At 63.3% G+C, this 21,061-nt stretch carries 16 protein-coding genes; 12 read left to right on the top strand and 4 right to left on the bottom strand.

Translation table 11 applies throughout. From position 1 onward, the window contains the following. Positions 1-252: 252 nt before the first annotated feature. Positions 253-2,142 carry an MFS transporter gene (locus tag BHMPCIPO_RS17365; RefSeq protein ID WP_173517920.1) on the top strand — a complete coding sequence of 630 codons (1,890 nt, stop codon included), beginning with the start codon at positions 253-255 and terminating at the stop codon, positions 2,140-2,142. A gap of 113 nt (positions 2,143-2,255) precedes the next feature. Here BHMPCIPO_RS17365 and BHMPCIPO_RS17360 read toward each other — a convergent pair whose 3' ends face one another. Next, positions 2,256-2,945 (bottom strand): phosphatase PAP2 family protein, encoded by a 690-nt coding sequence (locus BHMPCIPO_RS17360; RefSeq protein WP_173517919.1) that lies wholly within the window; start codon positions 2,943-2,945, stop codon positions 2,256-2,258. A 202-nt stretch (positions 2,946-3,147) separates the two neighbouring features. After that, positions 3,148-4,260: a 3-isopropylmalate dehydrogenase gene (leuB, locus tag BHMPCIPO_RS17355; protein WP_173517918.1), complete on the bottom strand. Its 1,113-nt coding sequence runs from the start codon at positions 4,258-4,260 to the stop codon at positions 3,148-3,150. 553 nt (positions 4,261-4,813) lie between these two features. On the opposite strand from leuB, the gene BHMPCIPO_RS17350 reads away from it, so the two are divergent. After that, a complete protein-coding gene (locus BHMPCIPO_RS17350) occupies positions 4,814-5,455 on the top strand; it encodes a LysE family translocator (RefSeq protein ID WP_173517917.1) in 642 nt (213 codons plus the stop codon). A gap of 105 nt (positions 5,456-5,560) precedes the next feature. Beyond that, positions 5,561-7,624 carry a M3 family metallopeptidase gene (locus BHMPCIPO_RS17345; protein ID WP_173517916.1) on the top strand — a complete coding sequence of 688 codons (2,064 nt, stop codon included), beginning with the start codon at positions 5,561-5,563 and terminating at the stop codon, positions 7,622-7,624. 153 nt (positions 7,625-7,777) lie between these two features. Here BHMPCIPO_RS17345 and BHMPCIPO_RS17340 read toward each other — a convergent pair whose 3' ends face one another. Further along, entirely contained in the window at positions 7,778-8,950 is a 1,173-nt protein-coding gene (locus tag BHMPCIPO_RS17340; RefSeq protein WP_173517915.1) for a dihydrodipicolinate synthase family protein, read from the bottom strand. Between the two features lie 296 nt (positions 8,951-9,246). Here BHMPCIPO_RS17340 and BHMPCIPO_RS17335 point away from each other — a divergent pair, with 296 nt between their 5' ends. The 5 genes from BHMPCIPO_RS17335 to BHMPCIPO_RS17315 are packed head-to-tail and all read left to right on the top strand — an operon-like array spanning position 9,247 to position 15,192. Continuing rightward, complete coding sequence (locus BHMPCIPO_RS17335) at positions 9,247-10,287, top strand: LacI family DNA-binding transcriptional regulator (protein ID WP_173517914.1); 1,041 nt, start codon at positions 9,247-9,249, stop codon at positions 10,285-10,287. Continuing rightward, positions 10,284-11,285 (top strand): Gfo/Idh/MocA family protein, encoded by a 1,002-nt coding sequence (locus tag BHMPCIPO_RS17330; protein WP_173517913.1) that lies wholly within the window; start codon positions 10,284-10,286, stop codon positions 11,283-11,285. The genes BHMPCIPO_RS17335 and BHMPCIPO_RS17330 overlap by 4 nt, the downstream gene beginning before the upstream one ends. A 4-nt stretch (positions 11,286-11,289) precedes the next feature. Then, the gene (locus tag BHMPCIPO_RS17325; protein ID WP_173517912.1) at positions 11,290-12,909 is read left to right on the top strand and encodes an acyl CoA:acetate/3-ketoacid CoA transferase; all 1,620 of its coding nucleotides are present in this window, start codon (positions 11,290-11,292) and stop codon (positions 12,907-12,909) included. Next, a complete protein-coding gene (locus tag BHMPCIPO_RS17320) occupies positions 12,824-13,684 on the top strand; it encodes an enoyl-CoA hydratase/isomerase family protein (RefSeq protein WP_173517911.1) in 861 nt (286 codons plus the stop codon). Before BHMPCIPO_RS17325 ends, BHMPCIPO_RS17320 begins: the two co-directional genes overlap by 86 nt. Then, positions 13,684-15,192 (top strand): aldehyde dehydrogenase family protein, encoded by a 1,509-nt coding sequence (locus BHMPCIPO_RS17315; protein WP_173517910.1) that lies wholly within the window; start codon positions 13,684-13,686, stop codon positions 15,190-15,192. The genes BHMPCIPO_RS17320 and BHMPCIPO_RS17315 overlap by 1 nt, the downstream gene beginning before the upstream one ends. 99 nt (positions 15,193-15,291) lie before the next feature. Here the strand turns inward: BHMPCIPO_RS17315 and BHMPCIPO_RS17310 are convergent, their stop codons facing one another. After that, positions 15,292-16,356: a LacI family transcriptional regulator gene (locus BHMPCIPO_RS17310; protein WP_173517909.1), complete on the bottom strand. Its 1,065-nt coding sequence runs from the start codon at positions 16,354-16,356 to the stop codon at positions 15,292-15,294. Positions 16,357-16,659: 303 nt separating this feature from the next. Here BHMPCIPO_RS17310 and BHMPCIPO_RS17305 point away from each other — a divergent pair, with 303 nt between their 5' ends. The 4 genes from BHMPCIPO_RS17305 to BHMPCIPO_RS17290 all read left to right on the top strand — a co-directional run bounded on the left by BHMPCIPO_RS17305 (position 16,660) and on the right by BHMPCIPO_RS17290 (position 21,059). Beyond that, the gene (locus BHMPCIPO_RS17305; protein WP_173517908.1) at positions 16,660-17,904 is read left to right on the top strand and encodes an ABC transporter substrate-binding protein; all 1,245 of its coding nucleotides are present in this window, start codon (positions 16,660-16,662) and stop codon (positions 17,902-17,904) included. Between the two features lie 275 nt (positions 17,905-18,179). Further along, the gene (locus tag BHMPCIPO_RS17300; RefSeq protein WP_173517907.1) at positions 18,180-19,058 is read left to right on the top strand and encodes a carbohydrate ABC transporter permease; all 879 of its coding nucleotides are present in this window, start codon (positions 18,180-18,182) and stop codon (positions 19,056-19,058) included. Continuing rightward, positions 19,058-19,939 (top strand): carbohydrate ABC transporter permease, encoded by an 882-nt coding sequence (locus BHMPCIPO_RS17295; protein ID WP_173517906.1) that lies wholly within the window; start codon positions 19,058-19,060, stop codon positions 19,937-19,939. The genes BHMPCIPO_RS17300 and BHMPCIPO_RS17295 overlap by 1 nt, the downstream gene beginning before the upstream one ends. 4 nt (positions 19,940-19,943) lie before the next feature. Then, positions 19,944-21,059, top strand: a complete 1,116-nt coding sequence (locus tag BHMPCIPO_RS17290; protein WP_173517905.1) for an ABC transporter ATP-binding protein — start codon at positions 19,944-19,946, stop codon at positions 21,057-21,059. Positions 21,060-21,061: the final 2 nt, after the last annotated feature.

Below are 21,061 nucleotides of genomic sequence, written 5' to 3'. Positions count from 1 at the left end.
CCTCGTTCGACGCTGCTCTTACGCGGTTTTGGGGAAGAGTCAAGACATGGCGGCGCTACGGCGTCTTTGCCGGACCCTCCGCGGTCGATCGCCGCATTAGACGAAAGTCATAAGCCGAAAGCATCTCTGCCTGCGGCGGCGCTTTTCTGACATCCTCGGGATCAGGCGCACCACGTCTGGACATTCAAGGGAGGAATGCCGGACCAGCCAATGGGCGCTCCAACAACTGTTTTGGAGTGGAGGATAAACGAAATGGCAAATGTCGCGACAGCGGACGATGTAAGAACCCGTCCGATGACCGGCGAGGAGAAGAAGGTCATCTTCGCCTCGTCTCTCGGTACCGTATTCGAATGGTACGATTTCTATCTCTATGGTTCGCTTGCCGTCTACATCGGCGCGACGTTCTTCAGTGCCTACCCGGAAACGACACGCAACATCTTCGCATTGCTGGCCTTCGCCGCCGGCTTCCTGGTGCGTCCGTTCGGCGCACTGGTCTTCGGTCGGCTCGGCGATCTCGTCGGCCGCAAATACACCTTCCTCGTCACCATCCTGATCATGGGCCTGTCGACTTTCCTCGTCGGCGTCCTGCCCGGCGCTGCCTCGATCGGCATCACCGCGCCGATCCTGCTCATCGCCCTGCGCATGCTGCAGGGCCTGGCGCTCGGCGGTGAATATGGCGGTGCCGCCACCTATGTGGCCGAACATGCGCCGCACGGGCGCCGCGGCTATTTCACCTCCTGGATCCAGACCACGGCGACGCTCGGCCTGTTCCTGTCGCTGGTGGTGATCCTGCTCGTGCAGTTTGCCGTCGGCAAGGAAGCCTTTGCCGCCTGGGGCTGGCGCATTCCGTTCCTGGTCTCGGTCGCTCTGCTCGGCGTCTCGGTCTGGATTCGTCTGAAGATGAACGAATCGCCCGCCTTCAAGAAGATGAAGGAAGAGGGCAAGGGCTCGAAGGCGCCGCTGTCGGAAGCCTTCGGTCAGTGGAAGAACGCCAAGATTGCACTTCTGGCGCTGTTCGGCGCTGTCGTCGGTCAGGCAGTCGTCTGGTACTCGGGCCAGTTCTACGCGTTGTTCTTCCTGACGGGCGTGCTCAAGGTGGACGGCCAGTCCGCCAACCTGATGGTCGCTGCCTCGCTGCTGATCGGTACCGGCTTCTTCGTGTTCTTCGGCTGGCTCTCCGACAAGATCGGTCGCAAGCCGATCATCATGGCCGGTCTGCTGCTTGCCATGCTTACCTACTTCCCGCTGTTCAAGGCGCTGACCTGGGCCGGTAACCCGGCGCTCGCTCAGGCCCAGGCGACGGTCCGCGCCACCGTGACCGCAGCACCGGGCGACTGCAAGTTCCAGTTCAACCCGACCGGTACGGCGAAATTCACCACCTCATGCGATATCGCAACCGCGTTCCTGACCAAGAACTCCGTGCCTTACGACGTCGTTACGACCGCAGCCGCCGGCACGGCCGCAACGGTCAAGGTCGGGGAAACCACGATCAATAGCTACGATGCGATTGCCGCCGGCGATAAGGCCAAGGCTTCGAACGCCGCCTTTGAAAAGCAGGTCAACATGGCGCTGCACGGGGCCGGCTATCCGCTGGTTCGCGGCGCGGCCAAGGTTGCGGAAACCAAGCTCGACGCTTTCGTCGCGGCCAACCCGGAACTGTCGCTCGATGCGGCCGCTATCCGCGGCGGCGAAAAGACCATGGTTCCGGCGGAGAAGCTGATCGCTGACAAGCTGTTGACCAAGGATGAAGTCGGCACTGCCACCGAAATGGCCGTCTACACGATCGCCGGCGGCGGCACCTTCGCGATGGTGGCGGATCCCGCCAACGTCAACTGGACAACGATCATCGCCGTTCTGACCGTGCTCGTCATCTACGTGACGATGGTCTACGGCCCGATCGCCGCGCTGCTGGTCGAACTCTTCCCGACCCGCATCCGCTACACCGGCATGTCGCTGCCTTACCACATCGGCAATGGCTGGTTTGGCGGTCTGCTGCCGGCAACGGCCTTCGCGATGAGCGCGGCCCAGGGCGACATCTACTACGGCCTCTGGTACCCGATCGTATTCGCAGGCATCACGCTGGTGATCGGTCTGCTGTTCCTGCCGGAAACGAAGGATCGCGACATCCACGTGATGGATTAGAGGCTGAAATCACGCAATTCCGGGCGGAAAACCCGTTTCGCCCGGAATTGCCCAGATCTTCCCCGAGCTATCATGGCTCTCCTGACTCCGGCGCGGCCTTCCGCGCCGGCTTTTTATTTGGCCTGGTCGCTGCGTCCGAGCAACGGCCAGCCGCCTGGACCGAGATGGAACAGCCGATCATATTTGGCGAAGAGAAAGGCCATCATCACCGATGTCCAAAGGCCGAGCAGCAGCCCGGCAGCGACGTCGCTTGGATAGTGCGCGCCGACGATGACGCGGGAGACGCCGATCATTAGCGCCAGGATCAGAAACAGCGGCCTCAGCTTCGGCAGCAGCATGGCGAAGACGCCGAAGAAGGCGCCGGCGGCGGTCGAATGGCCGGAGGGAAAACTCTCGTAGAGATTGGTGTTGGCAAACGGCGTCAGGCTATAGGCGCCGAGTTCGGTAAAGAGCTCCGGCCGGGCCCGGCCGACGAGAATCTTCAGTGTGTGCACCAGCGCGCTGGCTGTGCCGATCGTCAGGAGGAAATAGGCGGCAAGGTCGCGGGCGGTGCTTGCCTTGCGCTGGAGCGGCTCCTGTTTTGCCGCGCGCCGCACGACGAAGGCGGCGGCCAGGGCAGTGGCGGAAAGATAGATCATCCAGCCGAAGCGACCGAAGTCGGTGATCGTTTCGTTGAAGGCCACGATGCTGGCCGGCAAGCCTTGCGCCTTTTGGGACAGAAACGGGTCCAGCGGAACGAGGGCGAACACGAGGACGATCGTCGTCAGCAAGATCCATCCGGTGGCCACTAATGGTCGTTTCATGACTCTCCGTCCAGCCGCCATCTCTCGTCAATCCTGCGGTCATTGCGTTTGACTGGCTCTCGGCCCATCTCTCTCGATGTGTCGGATCTTTTGGCAATTTCAAGGCGCTAAACGCAAGACACCTCCGGATGCGCATCCGGAGGTGTCTGTTTGTCGGGTGGCGCGTCGGGCCGACGCCACGCGCTGCGGCATCGTCCGCTGATCAGGCCGACAGCGCCTTGAACTCGGCGAGGATGGCGTCGCCCATCTCTGTCGTGCCGACCTTCTTCGCACCTTCGGCCATGATGTCGCCGGTGCGGATGCCCTGGTCGAGCACGTTGGCGATCGCCTTCTCCAGATTGTCGGCGTCCTTCACCAGGTTGAAGGAGTAGCGCAGGCACATGGCGAAGGAGGCGATCATCGCGATCGGGTTGGCAATGCCCTTGCCGGCGATGTCCGGGGCCGAACCATGCACCGGCTCGTAGAGCGCCTTGCGCTTGCCGCTGACCGCATCCGGGGCGCCGAGCGAGGCCGACGGCAGCATGCCGAGCGAGCCGGTCAGCATCGCCGCCACGTCCGACAGCATGTCGCCGAACAGATTGTCGGTGACGATGACGTCGAACTGCTTCGGCTGGCGCACCAGCTGCATGCCGCCGGCATCCGCCAGCATGTGCTCGAGCTGGACGTCGGCGTATTTCGCCTTGTGCGTCTCGGTCACCACCTGGTTCCACAGCACACCCGACTTCATGACGTTGCGCTTCTCCATCGAGCAGACGCGGTTCTGCCGCGTGCGGGCAAGCTCGAAGGCGACGCCGGCGATGCGCTCGATCTCGTAGGTGTCGTAGACCTGGGTGTCGATGCCGCGCTTCTGGCCGTTGCCGAGATCGATGATCTCCTTCGGCTCGCCGAAATAGACGCCGCCGGTCAGCTCGCGCACGATCAGGATGTCGAGGCCTTCGACGAGCTCGGGCTTCAGCGACGAGGCGCTGGCGAGCGCCGGATAGCAGATCGCCGGCCGCAGGTTGGCGAAGAGCTCGAGGTCCTTGCGCAGGCGCAGCAGACCGGCTTCCGGGCGGACCTCATAGGGCACCGCATCCCACTTCGGGCCGCCGACGGCGCCGAACAGCACCGCATCGGCGGCCAGCGCCTTTGCCATGTCCGCCTCCGAGATCGCCTGGCCGTGGGCGTCATAGGCCGAACCGCCGACCAGGCCCTCGTCCGTCACGAAGCCGGCGCCAAGCTCGGCATTCATGTAGGCGATGATTTTGCGGACTTCCGCCATGGCTTCCGGGCCGATGCCGTCGCCGGGCAGAAGGAAGAGGTTGCGCACAGTCATGGATAGTCCTTCTCGCGGGGAAAACTGACTGCATGTTTGCTCAGATCCTGGCCGATCCAAGGGGAAAACATGCAGCCCTTCAAATAGTGCTACGCGGCCTTCGTGCGTCTGAACAGATGCACGGCGCTGCAGGCCGCGTTCTAGCGCAACTTCGTGTCGAGGGAAATCATTGCGACGAAAGATTTGTGCGTCCGTCGTGGCCGCGCATTCCCGGAGAAACAGGCGGTTGTGCAGGCAGATGGAATGCTGCCGGTGCGAGCGTGTCCGAGGGCAGGCTCAGCCCCGGGAGAGGAGCGCAATCATGCGAAAACTCATCAGCGCCGTAATGGCGATGCCGCAGGCGACAACGATGCCCTGACCTTTGTCAGCCTGATCAGCGGACGGTGACCGCCTTGGCGGTCGGCACATGGAATGGCGCGCGGGGAAATGAGGAACGGGGCGGGCCACGGTCCCGGCTCTACCGGTGCAACGACTGGCATCGAATGCCTTGCTTTCCTCTTGACGGAATCGGTGCTGCGGGATCGAATGCCGGCGATAAAATCAGGAATATGCCATGTCCGAGACGCTGCTGATCGGAGCCTTTCTCGCCGCCCTCTCCTATACGCTCATTCCAGGCCCCGCCTTTCTGGCATTGCTCGGTATCGGTGCCGGTCAGGGGCGCAAGGCAGGCGCCCTATTCATGGGCGGGCATCTGGCTGGCGATATCCTCTGGTCGACGCTGGCGCTGGTCGCAATCGTCGGCGCCCGTTCCGTCGGCACGACGATCTTCGATATTCTCGGCCTTTTCTGCGGTGCCTATCTCGGCTGGATCGGCTGGACGGCGCTACGGGCGCGGCCGGCCGGCGAAAATCGGGCGCTTTTGACGGTCGAGCGTCCGTTGCGACGCGGTTTGATCTTCGGGCTCACCAATCCCAAGGGATATCCGGTCGCGCTCGCAACCTTCACGGCCCTGCTTGCCGGTTCCGCCAATGCGCTTGAATTCGATGCGCTGCCGGCGCTGCTCGGCGTTTCGCTGGTCGGCTTTCTCGTTGCCGACCTGATCCTGGTCGCCATCATCGGTGCCTCGGTGGTACGACGCTTCTATCGTCGCCACGAACTGGCGATCGTCAGGCTCTCCGGACTCCTGTTCATGGGCTTTGCCGTCCAGGCGGTCTGGCATGCCGCTCCCGGCCTTCTCGGCCTGCGCAAACCTTGACGGTGTCCCCGCCGGCAACCACCTTCATTTTCGCCGCTTCCTGATGTCATAGGTCGCCGGCCCCCTCCCCGGTCTCGAGCCGGACCGCATGCGAAAGGATTTCTGATGACCACCAGCACCCCGCTCAACCCCGCACTTACGCAGTGGACGGGACACGAGGGCCTGCCGCGTTTCGATCTGGTGAGGGACGAGGATTTCGCCCCGGCTTTCGACGCGGCCTTTCGGGAACACGAGGCGGAGATTGACGCGATCGCCGGAAATCCTGCCGCCCCCACCTTCGAGAACACGATCGTCGCGCTCGAGATCGCCGGCGACGGGCTTTCGCGGGTGTCCTCGATCTTCTGGAACAAGGCCGGCGCCGACACCAACGAAACGATCCAGGCCCTGGAACGGGACATCGCGCCGAAGATGTCGCGGCATTATTCGAAGATCGGCATGAACGCGGCGCTGTTCAAGCGCATCGATACGCTGTGGCAGGGACGTCAGGCTCTCGGTTTCGATCTCGAAGCGACGCGTGTGCTGGAGCGGCACTGGAAGGGTTTCGTCAAGTCCGGCGCCAAGCTCGAAAAGCCGGAGCAGGAACGCTTGGCGGGAATCAACGAGAAGCTCGCCGGCATCGGCGCCAAATTCGGCCAGAACGTGCTTGCCGACGAAAAGAGCTGGGTATTGTTCCTGGAGAGCGAGGAGCAGCTTGCCGGTCTGCAGGACTTCCTGCGTGACGCGATGGCGGCGGTCGCCGAAGATCGCGGTCAGAAGGGAAAATACGCGGTCACCCTGTCGCGCTCGATCATCGAACCGTTCCTGACCTTCTCGGACAATCGCGAGCTCCGTGAGCAGGCCTTCCGCGCCTGGATTGCGCGCGGCGAGAACGGCGGTGACACCGACAATCGCGGGCTGATCGCCGAGATGCTGGCGCTGCGCGCGGAAAAGGCGAAGCTGCTCGGCTACGAAAACTTCGCGTCGCTGAAGCTCGACGACACCATGGCGAAGACGCCGGCTGCGGTGAACGGTCTCCTGATGCAGGTCTGGGAAAAGGCCGTTGCCCGCGCCCGCGAGGAAGAGGCCGAACTTGCGCGGCTCATTGCCGACGAGGGCCGCAATCACGACGTCATGCCCTGGGACTGGCGCCACTACGCCGAGAAGCTCCGGGCCGAGAAGTTCAATTTCTCCGAAGGCGAACTCAAGCCTTACCTGCAGCTCGAAAAGATCATCGAGGCCTGCTTCGACGTTGCCAAGCGCCTGTTCGGCATCACCGCGACGGAAAAGAAGGGCGTTGCCGCCTACCATCCCGATGTGCGTGTCTTCGAGATCCGCGATCCGGCGGGCAAGCTGGTGGCGCTCTTCCTCGGCGACTATTTCGCCCGGCCCTCCAAGCGCTCCGGCGCATGGATGAGTTCGTTCCAGTCGCAGCACAAGCTCAAGCTGAAGAACGGTGCCGAGGGCGAGCTGCCGATCATCTACAATGTCTGCAATTTCGCCAAGCCCGCCGAGGGCAAGCCGGCGCTGTTGTCGCTCGACGATGCCCGCACGCTCTTCCACGAGTTCGGGCACGCCCTGCACGGCATGCTGTCGAATGTCACCTATCCTTCGGTTTCCGGGACGGGCGTCTCACGCGATTTCGTCGAGCTGCCGTCGCAGCTCTACGAACACTGGCTGACGGTGCCGGAGATCCTCAAGCGCTACGCGGTGCATTACCAGACCGGCGAGCCGATGCCGCAGGCGCTGCTCGACAAGGTGCTGGCAGCCCGGACCTTCAACTCCGGCTTTGCCACCGTCGAGTTCACCTCCTCCGCCCTGGTCGACATGGCCTATCACACGGCTGAGGCGATCGCGGAGCCGATGGCGCTCGAAGCGAATAAACTCAATGAGATCGGCATGCCCCGATCGATCGTCATGCGTCACCGCAGCCCGCATTTCCTGCATGTCTTCTCCGGCGACGGCTATTCGGCCGGCTACTATTCCTACATGTGGTCGGAAGTGCTCGATGCCGATGCCTTCGCGGCCTTCGAGGAGACCGGCAACGCCTTCGATCCGGTGATGGCCGCCCGCCTCAAGGACAACATCTATTCGGTCGGCGGCTCGGTCGACCCGGAGGATGCCTACAAGGCGTTCCGCGGCAAGCTGCCAAGCCCGGACGCGATGCTTGCGAAGAAGGGCCTGGCAGCCTGAACCGCTCCAATCACCGGTCACGCCACCCGGCGTGACCGGTCGGCGGCCGCTTCTGGCTGAGCCTGGCAGCCACGTTCCGACCGGAGGCCGGACCCTGCCCGGCTCAAAGTCAAGGACAGATGGCGCTCTCACAGGGGCGCCGTCTGATTTTCCTTACGCGCCCCGGTCCACGCCCAAGGTCAATAGCAGGCTTTTCATCCTCTCTGCCGCCAGTTCCGGCCGGTCGAGCACATTGGCGCGGTCGGCGAGGCGGAAGATGTCGGCATAGTGCAGCACCCCGCGGGCGGATTGCATGCCCGCCGGCATGGTGAAGTGGCGCTGGTGACCGTTCAGCCAGGCGAGAAAGACGACGCCGGCCTTGTAGTATTGCGTCGGTGCTTCGAAGATCTTGCGCGACAGCGGCACGGTGGGCTCGATCACGCCGCGGAAGGTGGCGAGGTCGCCCTTCGCGAGAGCGGTGAGCGCCTTGGAGGCGGAGGGCGCCACCGCGTCGAAGATGCCGAGCAAGGCATGACTATATTTCGCGCCGTCGCCTTCGATCAGTTCCGCATAGTTGAAGTCGTCGCCGGTGAAGCAGAGCACGCCTTCGGGCAGGCGATTGCGCAACGCCACTTCCTTGTCGTTGTCGAGCAGCGAGATCTTGATGCCTTCCACCTTGTCGCGGTTGGCCTCGATGATCGAGAGCACGGTATCGAGCGCCTGGTCGAAATCCTCAGAGCCCCAATATCCCCTAAGCTGCGGGTCGAACATGTCGCCGAGCCAGTGCAGCACGACCTTGTGCCGGGTCTGGCGAAGGATGTGCCCGTAGACGTGGCGATAATCGCCGGCCGAGCGCGCGACCCGGGCGAGCGCCCGGCTTGCCATCATGATCGCCCTTCCCCCCTCGCCTTCGACGAAGCCGACCTGCTCCTCATAAGCGGCGATCACGTCGTCCAGCGATCGCGTGTCGGCGGGCGCCAGATGGTCGGTGCCGGCGCCGCAGGCAAGGTCGGCCCCAGGTACCTGCCGCGCATCGGCAAGCGAGCGGCGGATCAATTCCTGCGCGCCTGGCCAGGCAAGGCCCATGCCGCGCTGGGCAGTGTCCATCGCCTCGGCGATCTTGAAGCCGAGGCTCCAGAGGTGGCGGCGGAACGCCATCGTTGCGTCCCAGTCGATCGCCGGACTGCCCCAGGGATCGAGATCGCGAAGCGGATCCGAGACCACATGGGCGGCCGCATAGGCAATGCGGTTGAAGGTCGGCGGCGTCCCGGGCCGCGCGATCGGCGTTCCCGCCAGGTGGTACTGTTCAAGCGAGCCGTCTTGGCGCGGCAGCGTCAGGCTTGTCATCGGGGTTGGTCTCCTCCGCGGAAATTTGTCTTGGAATACTTTGGATCGTTCCAAATGGCAAGCGGCAATGTTTTTGGGTGTGCGACCACGCAAGATCGTCGGTGACGAAGCGGCGAATATATCTTTATTTTTCATAATGTTATTTTGACTTAAATCTCTCTTTGCATCGATCAACGAGGCTGAGCAATCATGCGATGAGCGAGCAAGGTGGAAAAAAGTGATCCGCCATCTCTTGACGAAATTGGAACGTTCCAATTATGAAAGGGAAAGCGGATAAGAAAATTCGGGAGGATGCTGTGGTCAAGGAGAGGGTAACGGTCATCGATATTGCGCGCGCCGCCGGCGTGTCGAAGTCGACCGTGTCGCTCGTTCTTCAGGGCAGCTCGCTCGTCAACGAGGCGACGCGCGCCAAGGTCAATGCCACGATCCGCGACCTCGGCTATGTCTATAATCGCAGCGCCGCCAATCTTCGCCAGGCGAAGTCGAAGATCATCGGCATCGTCGTCAACGACCTCACCAACAGCTTCTTTGCGGAGCTCGCTGTCGGCGTCGACGCCGTCGTGCAGTCGGCGGGTTTCGTGCAGTTCCTTGCCAATACCGGCGAGAAGATCGAGCGCCAGCGCGAAGTGGTGGCATCGATGCGCGAGCACGGTGTTTCCGGCCTGATCGTGTCGCCGGCGCGCGGCACGGAAGCGGCGGATCTCGCGCCACTCGTCGCCAGCGGCATTCCCGTCGTTCTGGTCGTGCGTGACATTGCCGGCGCCCATGTTTCGTCGCTGACCTCCGACAACCACGCCGGCGCCATGGCTGCCGTGCGGCATTTGATCGAGCGCGGTCACCAGCGCATCGCCTTCCTCGGCGGTTTTCCGGATACTGCCGTCTTCGAGGCGCGCATGCGCGGCTATCGCGATGCCCTCATCGAGGCCGGCATTCCGGTCTCCGATGCACTGATCATCGGTTCGGCGCCATCGCGTGCCGGTGGCGTGACGGCGGTGGAGCAGGCGATGATGCTCGCTGACAGGCCGACGGCAGCGCTCTGCTTCAACGATGCGGTTGCCTTCGGTGTCTGCGACGGCCTCAGGGCGCGGCGGCTGGAGCCGGGCGCGGATTTTGCCGTCATCGGTTTCGACGACGTGATCGAGGCAAAGACCGCCGTGCCGGCGCTGACGACGGTTTCCGTCGATCCGCAGGGCATGGGCCAGCGGGCCGCCGAATTGCTGCTGAAGCAGATCAAGGCCGGAAAGGCGGAGCCGGAAGCGATCGTCGGTTCGGTGCGTCTCGTCGTCCGCCAGAGCTGCGGTGCTGCAGTCGAAAGAAAAAGGGAGGCATTGGCATGACGAGGTGGGGTCTGATCGGCGCGAGCACGATTGCGCGCGAATGGGTGATCGGCGCGATCCGCGCCGCCGGTGGTGAAGTCGTTTCCGTCATGAGCACCAGCGCCGAGCGTGGTGCCGCCTATGCCGAAGAGAACGGCATCGCCAAGTCGGTGACCTCGGTCGCGGAGCTGGTCGGTGATCCCGATGTCGATGCCGTCTATGTCTCGACCACCAACGAACTCCACCGCGAGCAGACGCTGGCAGCGATCGCCGCCGGCAAACACGTGCTCTGCGAAAAGCCGCTGGCGATGAACCTCAATGATGGCTGCGAAATGGTGCTGAAGGCGTGTGAGGCCGGCGTCGTGCTCGCCACCAATCACCACCTGCGCAATGCCGCCACCCATCGCGCCATGCGCGAGGCGATCGCCGAAGGAAAAATCGGTCGGCCGATCGCCGCCCGGGTCTTTCACGCGGTCTATCTGCCGCCGCATCTCCAGGGCTGGCGGCTCGACAGGCCGGAAGCCGGAGGCGGCGTCATTCTCGACATCACCGTGCACGATGTCGATACGCTGCGCTTCATCCTCGACGACGACCCGATCGAAGCGGTCGCCATCAGCCACAGCGCCGGCATGGGCAAGGAGGGGCTGGAGGACGGCGTCATGGGCGTGCTTCGCTTCCGGTCGGGCGTCATCGCCCAGTTCCACGATGCCTTCACCGTGCGCTTCGCCGAAACCGGTCTCGAAGTGCACGGCACCGAGGGGTCGCTGATCGGCCGCAAGGTCATGACCCAGCGACCGGTCGGAACCGTGACACTGCGCAATGCCGATGGTGAGACGGAACTCACGCTCGACCATTGCAATCTCTACGAAACCGCAATTTCCGCTTTCCATGCCGCCGTCCGAGGCGAAGGCCGCCCTTCGGCGACCGGCGAGGATGGCGTCTGGTCGCTGGCGACGGGCCTTGCCGTCGTCAAGGCGGCGGCCACCGGCCAGGCGGTGGCGATCGAAACGGGACTTTGAACTTATGTCGATGAACAAGCATATCTCGCCGGCCGAAGCGGCCGCCCTGATCCCGGACGGTGCGGTGGTTTCCGTCTCCTCGTCCAGCGGCCTCGGCTGCCCCGACCTGATGCTGAAGGCGATCGGAGAACGCTTCGAGACGACCGGTCATCCGCGCGATCTCACGACGTTGCACCCGATTGCCGCCGGCGACATGAGCGGTATCAAGGGTGTCGACTACATCGCGAAGAAGGGGCTTCTGAAGAAGATCATCGGCGGCTCCTATCCGTCCGGTCCGTCGAGTGCGGAGCCGCCGATGATCTGGCAGATGATCGGGGCCAACGAGGTGGCTGCCTACAATATTCCCTCCGGCATCCTCTTCGACATGCACCGTGAAGCTGCGGCCAAGCGGCCGGGCGTGATGACCAAGGTCGGGCTCGACACCTTCGTCGATCCGTCGCGTGAAGGCTGCGCCATGAATGCTTCGGCCGCCGCCGAGCCGATGGTCAAGAAGGTCTCGTTCGAGGGTGAGGACTGGCTTTATTTCAAGGCGATCGCGCCTGAGGTGGCGATCATCCGCGCCACGACCGCCGACGAGCGCGGCAACCTCACCTACGAGCACGAGGGCGCCTATCTCGGCGGTCTCGACCAGGCGCTCGCCGCCCGCAACAATGGCGGCATTGTCATTGCCCAGGTCAAGCGCATCACCAAGGAAGGATCGCTGAAGCCCCACGACGTGCGCGTGCCGGGCGTCCTGGTGGATTATGTCATCGTCGATCCCGACCAGAAGCAGACGACCCAGACGCTTTACGACCCGGCAATCTCCGGCGAGATCTTCCGGCCGCTCGACAGTTTCCGCGTCCCGGAGTTCAACATCCAGAAGGTGATTGCCCGTCGGGTGGCGCAGGAACTCGAGGCCGGCAGCGCCGTCAATCTCGGCTTCGGCATTTCGGCCAACGTGCCGCGCATCCTGCTCGAAGAGGGGTTGCATGGTGCCGTTACGTGGGTGATCGAGCAGGGCGCCGTCGGCGGCGTGCCGCTGCTCGATTTCGCTTTTGGCTGCGCCTCGAATGCCGATGCATTCATGCCTTCGCCCTACCAGTTCACCTATTTCCAGGGCGCTGGCTTCGATGCCTCGCTGCTCTCCTTCCTCGAGATCGACCGCAACGGCTCGGTCAATGTCTCGAAGCTCTCCTTCCGCCCGCATGTGACGGCGGGCGCCGGCGGCTTCGTCGACATCACCGCGCGGGCGAAAAAGATCGTCTTCTCCGGCATGTTCAATGCGGGCGCCAAGCTTGCGGTCGCCGATGGCAGGCTGGTGATCGAGAAGGAAGGCAGGCTGAAGAAGCTGGTCAACGAGGTCGAGCACGTCACCTTCTCCGGCCGTCGTGGCGTAGAGCAGGGCCAGGACATCACCTATGTGACGGAACGCTGCGTGATGAAGCTGACGCCTCAGGGCGTCATGCTGACGGAGATCGCGCCGGGCGTCGATCTGCAGGCGCATATTCTCGACCAGTCCGAGTTCCCGCTGCTCGTTTCCGACAATCTGAAGACGATGGATGCCTCCCTGTTCCGGGAAGCTCCGATCGGACTCGAGTTGCCGAAGAAGCCGGCACGCCGGCTTGAGGGAGGCGCGCGTGGCTGAGGGCGGCCGTATCCGCATCGAGGTGGATGGAGCGATCGCGACCATGACGGTCGCCCGTCCGGAAAAGCTCAACGCCTTCGACATCGATATGCTGAAGGCGCTGGCATCCGCCTGCGATATGGTCGAGGCCGATCGTAACATCCGCGCCGTCATTCTCACCGGCGAAGGCAAGGCATTCTCCGCCGGCGGCGACATCAAGGCCTGGGGCGGCATGGACGCGCCCGCCTTCGGTCATGACTGGGTGCGTTTCGGTCACCGCGTCTTCGAGCGGCTGGCGACGCTGCGCATGCCGGTCATCGCCGCGCTCAACGGTCATGCGCTCGGCGGCGGGCTGGAGCTTGCGGCCGCCGCTGACATCCGCCTTGCCGAGGCGCAGATCAAGATCGGCCTGCCGGAGACGAGCCTCGGCATGGTGCCGGGCTGGTCCGGTACGCAGCGCCTGGTTTCCCGCTTCGGTGCCCAGATCGTCAGGCGCATGGTGCTCGGCGGCGAGATGTTCACGGCCGAGGCGGCTCTTTCCGAAGGCCTGGTCGATGCCGTGGTCGAAACCGGCACGGTCCTTGCTGCCGCCCGCGACTATGCGGTGCGGGTCGCCAAGCGCGGGCCTGCGGCGCTGGAGATTTCGAAACTAATGATCGCTTCGGCAAATGGCGAAGACAATGGCGCCGCGGTCGAGGCGCTCGGCTCCATCCTCGTCGCCAAGACCGGCGACCTCAAGGAAGGTGTCGCCGCCTTCTCCGAAAAGCGTGAAGCCCAATTCAAGGGAGAATGGTAATGACCGTGCTCGTGAAACCCAAGCCGATCGAAGGCCACAAGGTGCGCGCCTTCCAGATGCTGATCGACGGCGAATGGGTGGACAGCGCCGAAGGACGCACGATCGAACGCGTGGCGCCCGGTCACGGCGTCGTCGTCAGCCGCTATCAGGCCGGCACCAAGGCAGACGCCGAGAAGGCGATTGCCGCCGCGCGCCGCGCCTTCGATGAAGGCGCCTGGCCGCGCATGACCGCGTCGCAGCGCTCGCTGGTGCTTTTGCGTGCCGCCGACATCATCGCCGAACGGGCCGATGAACTCGCCTATCTCGATGCGATCGAATCCGGCAAGCCGATCAGCCAGGCAAAGGGCGAACTCGGCGGTGCCGCCGATATCTGGCGCTATGCCGCAGCACTTGCCCGCGACCTGCATGGCGAAAGCTACAACACGCTCGGCGACGGCACGCTTGGCGTCGTGCTGCGCGAAGCGGTCGGCGTCGTCTCGATCATCACGCCCTGGAATTTCCCCTTCCTGATCGTCAGCCAGAAGCTGCCCTTTGCGCTTGCTGCCGGCTGCACTACGGTGGTCAAGCCGTCGGAGTTGACGTCCGCCTCGACGCTGCTGCTCGGCGAAATCCTCGAAGCGGCCGGTGTTCCCGCCGGTGTCGTCAACATCATCACCGGCACGGGGCCTGAGGTCGGTGCGCCGATGACCAGCCACCCGGATGTCGACATGGTGTCCTTCACCGGTTCGACCGGCGTCGGCCGGCTGACCATGGCGAGTGCGGCGCAGACGCTGAAGAAGGTCTCGCTGGAACTCGGCGGCAAGAACCCGCAGATCGTCTTTCCGGACGCCAATCTCGATGAGTTCATCGATGCGGCTGTCTTCGGCGCCTATTTCAATGCCGGCGAATGCTGCAATGCCGGCTCGCGGCTGATCCTGCATCGCGATATCGCCGACGAGGTGACGCGGCGCATCGCCGCGCTTTCGGCCAAGGTGAAGGTCGGCGATCCGCTCGACCCGGAAACCCAGATCGGTGCGATCATCACGCCGCAGCATCTGGAAAAGATCGTCGGCTATGTTTCTGCCGCTTCCAGGGACGGCGCTGCGGTCGCCCATGGCGGCACGGCGCTCGATCTCGGCATGGGCCAGTTCATGGCGCCGACGATCCTTTCGGCCGTGCGCCCTGACATGGCAGTGGCGCGCGAAGAGGTGTTCGGCCCGGTTCTTTCGGTGCTAACCTTCGAGACGACGGAAGAAGCGATCCGGATCGCCAATGCGATCGACTATGGCCTTTCGGCCGGCGTCTGGAGCCGCGACTTCGACACCTGCCTGACGATCGGTCGCCGCGTGCGGGCCGGCACGATCTGGATGAACACCTTCATGGACGGTGCGTCGGAACTGCCCTTCGGTGGCTACCGCCAGTCCGGTCTCGGCCGCGAGCTCGGCCGCCATGCGGTCGAGGACTACACCGAGACCAAGACGCTCAACATGCATATGGGGCCGCGCACCGGCTGGTGGATGCCGCGCTGAGGCTGGAACAGGGGAGACGAGGACATGCGGACCAGGGAGGGAATACGGCAGCAGGAGGCAGCGTCACGCGACGCCGCCTTAAGCGCCCGTTCCGTCCGCTCAGTCGGCCGCGCCGAAGCTCGACGGGATCTGCGGACAGAGCAGCAGTTGCAGCTTGCTGACGTCGCTCTCGCCGCCGATCTTCTGCAGCAGCACCCTGCCCATGTCCTCGCCGGTCGCCGTCAGGTCCTCGTAGATCGTCTCGACTTGCGGCTGGATGGCGCTGAGAAGATGCGAGGTCTGCTTTGCGACGATGTCGTATTCGCGGCCGAGTGTCAGGCCGCAATCGCTCATGCCGGTGATGGTCGCCAATGCACAGACCTCGCCGCCGCACATGAAGCTGTCGGGCGGATCGGGCTCGGCGTAGCGCTGGCGGATTCGGTCGCGGATCGCGCCTGCGGGACTGTCGAGGTCGATGCCGGAGAGGATCTCGTAGGCGCAGCCGGCCTCACGCACGGCGGTCATGAAGCCGTGCTGCAGATGGCCGGAAAAGGTGAAGTCAGCCGGGCCGCTGATCAGCGCGGGCTTGCGTCTGCCCTTGGCGATCAGGCGTTTCGTCGCCTGATAGGCAAAGGTGAAGTTGTCGTAGTCGACATAGGGGTGTGGGGTCGAAAGTTCCGTGCGTCCATGGGTGACGAAGGGAAAGCCGAGATCGGACAGGAGCCGGACGCGCGGATCGAGCGGTTCCGTGCGCGAGAAGATCAGGCCGTCGGCCATGCCGTTGCGGGTAATGTAGTGCACCGCCTGGACATTGGTCGAGTTGAGGAAGTTCGGCATGACGATCAGGTGATAGGCGGTGCCCTGCAACGCCTTGGCGATGCCGCTCATGATCGAGGTGCCGTAGCCGAGGATTTCCTCGTGCGGGTCGAGCAGCACGCCGATGACATTGGTGCGACCGGTTTTCAGGCGCTGGGCGGCCCGGTCAGGCGAATAGCCGATCTGATCGGCGACCTCGCGCACCCGCTTGCGGGTTTCGATGGAGATCTGCGGCGCATCGGAGAGCGCGCGCGAAACGGTGGTGACCGCAAGGCCGGTGATTTCCGCGATGGTCCGAAGGGTCGGCTTGCTGCGCTTGGCAGCAGCGCCACTGTCTTCGTGATGGGCGGGCTTGGAGGGATCGGCCAATGCTAGTCATCCTGAAAGCGGGTGAGAGCGGGTTTTGTAACGTGGAGCGAACGCTTAGGCAATCGAATCATGAAAACGTTTTAAATCTCGCATTGCGGCATGATTTGCTGCGCTGCAATAGCCGGTGTGTGCTGTATAATTCAGTAAATTCAAACAGTTCCGAAGGTGCTAAAATACAAAAAGGCGGAGTGCTTGACTTGCTGAATTTGTAACGTTTTAAATGGCCAGCCGCTGGCTAGAGCGGCGCGAATTCCGGGGTGGGAGGAGGTTCCATCTCGAAAACTTGCAAACGGGAGGATAACGATGCGCAAGTTGATGACGACGACGGCCGCTGTGGCGCTGATGATGGCGGCCACCGCCGCGCGCGCAGCCGAGAACGTGGAAGTTCTGCACTGGTGGACATCCGGTGGCGAAGCCGCCGCACTCGACGTTCTGAAGAAGGATCTGGAAAGCAAGGGCATCACCTGGACCGACATGCCGGTTGCCGGCGGTGGCGGTACGGAAGCCATGACCGTTCTGCGCGCTCGCGTCACCGCAGGCAACGCTCCGACTGCCGTGCAGATGCTCGGCTTCGACATTCTCGACTGGGCCAAGGAAGGCGCGCTCGGTAACCTCGACGAGACCGCTGCCAAGGAAGGCTGGGACAAGGTGATCCCGACCGCCCTGCAGCAGTTCTCGAAATATGACGGCCACTGGATCGCCGCACCGGTCAATGTGCATTCGACCAACTGGGTCTGGATCAACAAGGCGGCACTCGACAAGGCCGGCGGCAAGGAGCCGACCAACTGGGACGAGCTGATTGCGCTTCTCGACAACTTCAAGGCCCAGGGTATCACCCCGATCGCCCATGGCGGCCAGCCCTGGCAGGATGCGACCATCTTCGACGCCGTCGTGCTCTCGCTCGGCACCGACTTCTACAAGCAGGCCTTCATCGACCTCGACCCGGCAGCGCTCGGCGGCGACAAGATGAAGGAAGCCTTCGACCGCATGACGAAGCTGCGCTCCTATGTCGACGACAACTTCTCCGGCCGCGACTGGAACCTCGCTTCCGCCATGGTCATCGAGAACAAGGCCGGCCTGCAGTTCATGGGCGACTGGGCGAAGGGTGAATTCCTGAAGGCCAAGAAGGTGCCTGGCACCGATTTCGTCTGCATGCGCTTCCCGGGAACGCAAGGGTCCGTCACCTTCAACTCCGACCAGTTCGCGATGTTCAAGGTTTCCGACGACAAGGTTCCGGCGCAGCTCGCCATGGCTTCGGCCATCGAAAGCCCGACCTTCCAGTCGGCCTTCAACGTCGTCAAGGGCTCGGTTCCGGCCCGCACCGACGTTCCGGACACGGAATTCGACGCCTGCGGCAAGAAGGGCATCAAGGACCTCGCCGAAGCCAATGCCAGCGGCAAGCTCTTCGGTTCCATGGCGCACGGCCATGCCAACCCGGCTGCCGTCAAGAACGCGATCTACGACGTCGTGACGCGTGAGTTCAACGGCGAACTGACGTCCGAAGCGGCCGTCAAGGAACTGGTCGCTGCCGTCGAGGCTGCGAAGTAACGGGCCTGTTCCGGGGCGCATACTGCATAATTCCTTGAATCCCTATTGGATTTAAGGACAAATTATGCAGCAGCTTAAGTGTTGCAGCGACCTTAGCGCGTCTTGAAAGACGCGCGGCGCTGCAGGCGCCCCGGACACCCATTTCGACATGCAAGCGCCGTCGAACCACCGTGGCCAATGGGACGCGGGGAGGGGCGCTCTGATACCCAGAACCTCGCGCAGAGGCCGAAATCAGGGGCTTCCCCACGGCCGAGCGCCAGAAGTGGTGAACGTTCATGGATAGCCGCAGTCGACTGCAGGAACTGGTGCCGAAGCTGGTCCTTGCCCCGAGCTTCCTTATCGTCCTCGTCTTTGTTTACGGCTTCATCGCCTATACCGGCTTTCTGTCGATGACAGACAGCAAGATGCTGCCGTCCTACAACTTCGTGGGCTTCAGCAACTATGCGAAGCTGTGGGCGTTGCCGCACTGGTGGCGGGCGGTGAGCAACCTGGCGATCTTCGCCGCGCTCTATATCGCCATTTGCTCCGTGCTCGGCCTGGGGCTGGCGATCCTGCTCGACCAGAAGATCCGCGCCGAAGGCTTCCTAAGGCCGATCTACCTCTATCCGATGGCGCTTTCCTTCATCGTCACCGGCACCGCCTGGAAGTGGTTCCTCGATCCCGGCATCGGGCTTGAAAACACCATGCATCTCTGGGGCTGGGAGAGCTTCTCCTTCAACTGGATCAAGGATCGCAACTACGCGATCTACTGCGTCGTCATCGCCGCGGTCTGGCAGTCGACCGGCTTCATCATGGCGATGTTCCTCGCGGGTCTTCGCGGCGTCGACAACGAAATCATCAAGGCGGCGCAGATCGACGGCGCCAAGACCTCGACGATCTATCGCCGGATCATCATTCCGCTGATGCGGCCCGTATTCCTCTCGGCTTTCGTGGTTCTCGCGCATCTCGCGATCAAGGCCTACGACCTGATCATCGCCTTGACCGGCGGCGGTCCGGGCCAGGCGACCGAGCTGCCGGCGACCTTCATGTATTCCTACACGTTTACCCGCAACCAGATGGGCATCGGCGCGTCCTCGGCGATCATCATGCTGGTGATGATCTTCTCGATCATCATTCCCTATCTCTATTCCGAAATCCGCGGAGGAAAACGCTGATGAGCGCTCCGAGCCCAGACAATGTCATCTCGCACAATCGCCTGACGCGAGCGCTGATTTACACGGCGCTGATCCTCTTCGCGCTCTATTCGCTGCTGCCGCTTTACGTGATGGTGGTGAACTCGCTGAAGCCGCTCGACGAGATCCGCCAGGGCGGCATGCTCAACCTGCCGCAGACCTGGACGGTCGAGCCCTGGCTCTCGGCCTGGTCGACGGCGCAGATCGGCGTGCAGCCGACCGGCCTCAAGCCGTTCTTCATCAACTCGATCCTGATGGTGGTCCCGGCCGTCGCGATCTCGACGATCGTCGGCGCGCTGAATGGCTACGTACTGACGAAGTGGCGCTTCCCCGGCGCCAACATCTTCTTCGGCATGCTGCTGCTCTCCTGCTTCATCCCGTTCCAGATCGTGTTGATCCCGATGGCGCGCATCCTCGGTATCCTGGGGCTCGCCGGGTCGATCTGGGGCCTGATCATGGTGCATGTGGTTTACGGCATCGGCTTCACGACGCTCTATTTCCGCAACTACTACGAGGCCTTCCCGACCGAACTGGTGCGCGCGGCGCAGATTGATGGTGCCAGCTTCTTCCAGATCTTCTGGCGCATCCTGCTGCCGTCCTCGGGCCCGATCATCGTTGTTTCGGTCATCTGGCAGTTCACCAACATCTGGAACGACTTCCTGTTCGGCGCCTCCTTCTCCGGCCCCTATTCGACGCCGATGACGGTCGCGCTCAACAACCTCGTTTCGTCCTCGACAGGCGTCAAGGAATACAACGTCCACTTCGCGGGCGCGATCCTCGCCGCCCTGCCAACGCTCATCGTCTACATCGTGTCCGGCCGTTACTTCGTGCGCGGGCTGATGTCGGGCGCCGTGAAAGGATAAGCTCATGTCTTTCTTGAAAATCACCAACCTGCGCAAATCCTACGGCTCGCTTGAGATACTCAAGGACATCAACCTGGAGATCGAGAAGGGTGGCTTCCTGGTGCTTGTCGGCCCCTCCGGCTGCGGCAAGTCGACCTTGCTCAACACCATTGCCGGACTGGAGCCGATCACCTCGGGCGACATCGCCATCAACGGACGCTCGGTCGCCGACCTGCACCCGTCGAAGCGTGACATCGCCATGGTGTTCCAGTCCTATGCGCTCTATCCGAACATGACGGTTGCCGGAAACATCGCCTTCGGCATGGAAATCCGCGGCGTGCCGAAGGAGGAGCGCGAGAAGGCGATCAAGCAGGTCGCGGACATGCTGCAGATCGGCCATCTGCTCGACCGCAAACCGAGCCAGCTTTCCGGCGGTCAGCGTCAGCGCGTCGCCATGGGCCGTGCGCTGGTGCGCAACCCGCAGGTCTTCCTGTTCGACGAGCCGTTGTCGAACCTCGATGCCAAGCTGCGCGTCGACATGCGCACCGAGATCAAACGGCTGCACAGCCGCATGAAGACGACGATCGTCTACGTCACCCACGACCAGATCGAGGCGATGACGCTGGCGACGAAGATCGCCGTCTTGAAGGATGGCGTGCTGCAGCAGTTCGGAACGCCGGCCGAGATCTACAACAACCCGGCCAACATGTTCGTTGCCGACTTCATGGGGTCGCCGGCGATGAACCTCCTGACTGCACGAATCGAAAAGAGCGGCAACGATATCGCCGTGGCGCTGGCGCGTCCGAATTCCGAGCCGCTGAAGCTTGCGGTGCCGCATGCCAATGGCGCGCTCTCGGCCTATGCCGGCAAGGACGTCGTTTTCGGCATTCGTCCGGAAGCACTGACCGATCCAGACGGCGCCGACCGCAATGCCAAGGTGGTCGTAGAGGGCGATTGCCTGATCGAGGTGGTGGAGCCGGCCGGTTCCGACACCTTTGCGGTTACCCGTCTCGGCGGCAAGGAGATCGTTGCCCGGCTCAGGGCCGATGCCCGCATTGCGCCGGGCCAGACCTCGCGGCTCGCCTTCAACCTCGACAAGGCGGTGTTCTTCGATCCGCAGAGCCAGCAGCGGATCGCGTAACC

It is taken from the genome of Ensifer sesbaniae, from assembly GCF_013283665.1.
Lineage (GTDB): Bacteria > Pseudomonadota > Alphaproteobacteria > Rhizobiales > Rhizobiaceae > Ensifer > Ensifer sesbaniae.
The sequence above is the reverse complement of the archived record's forward strand: the minus strand, read 5'-3'. Positions and strand labels throughout refer to the sequence as shown.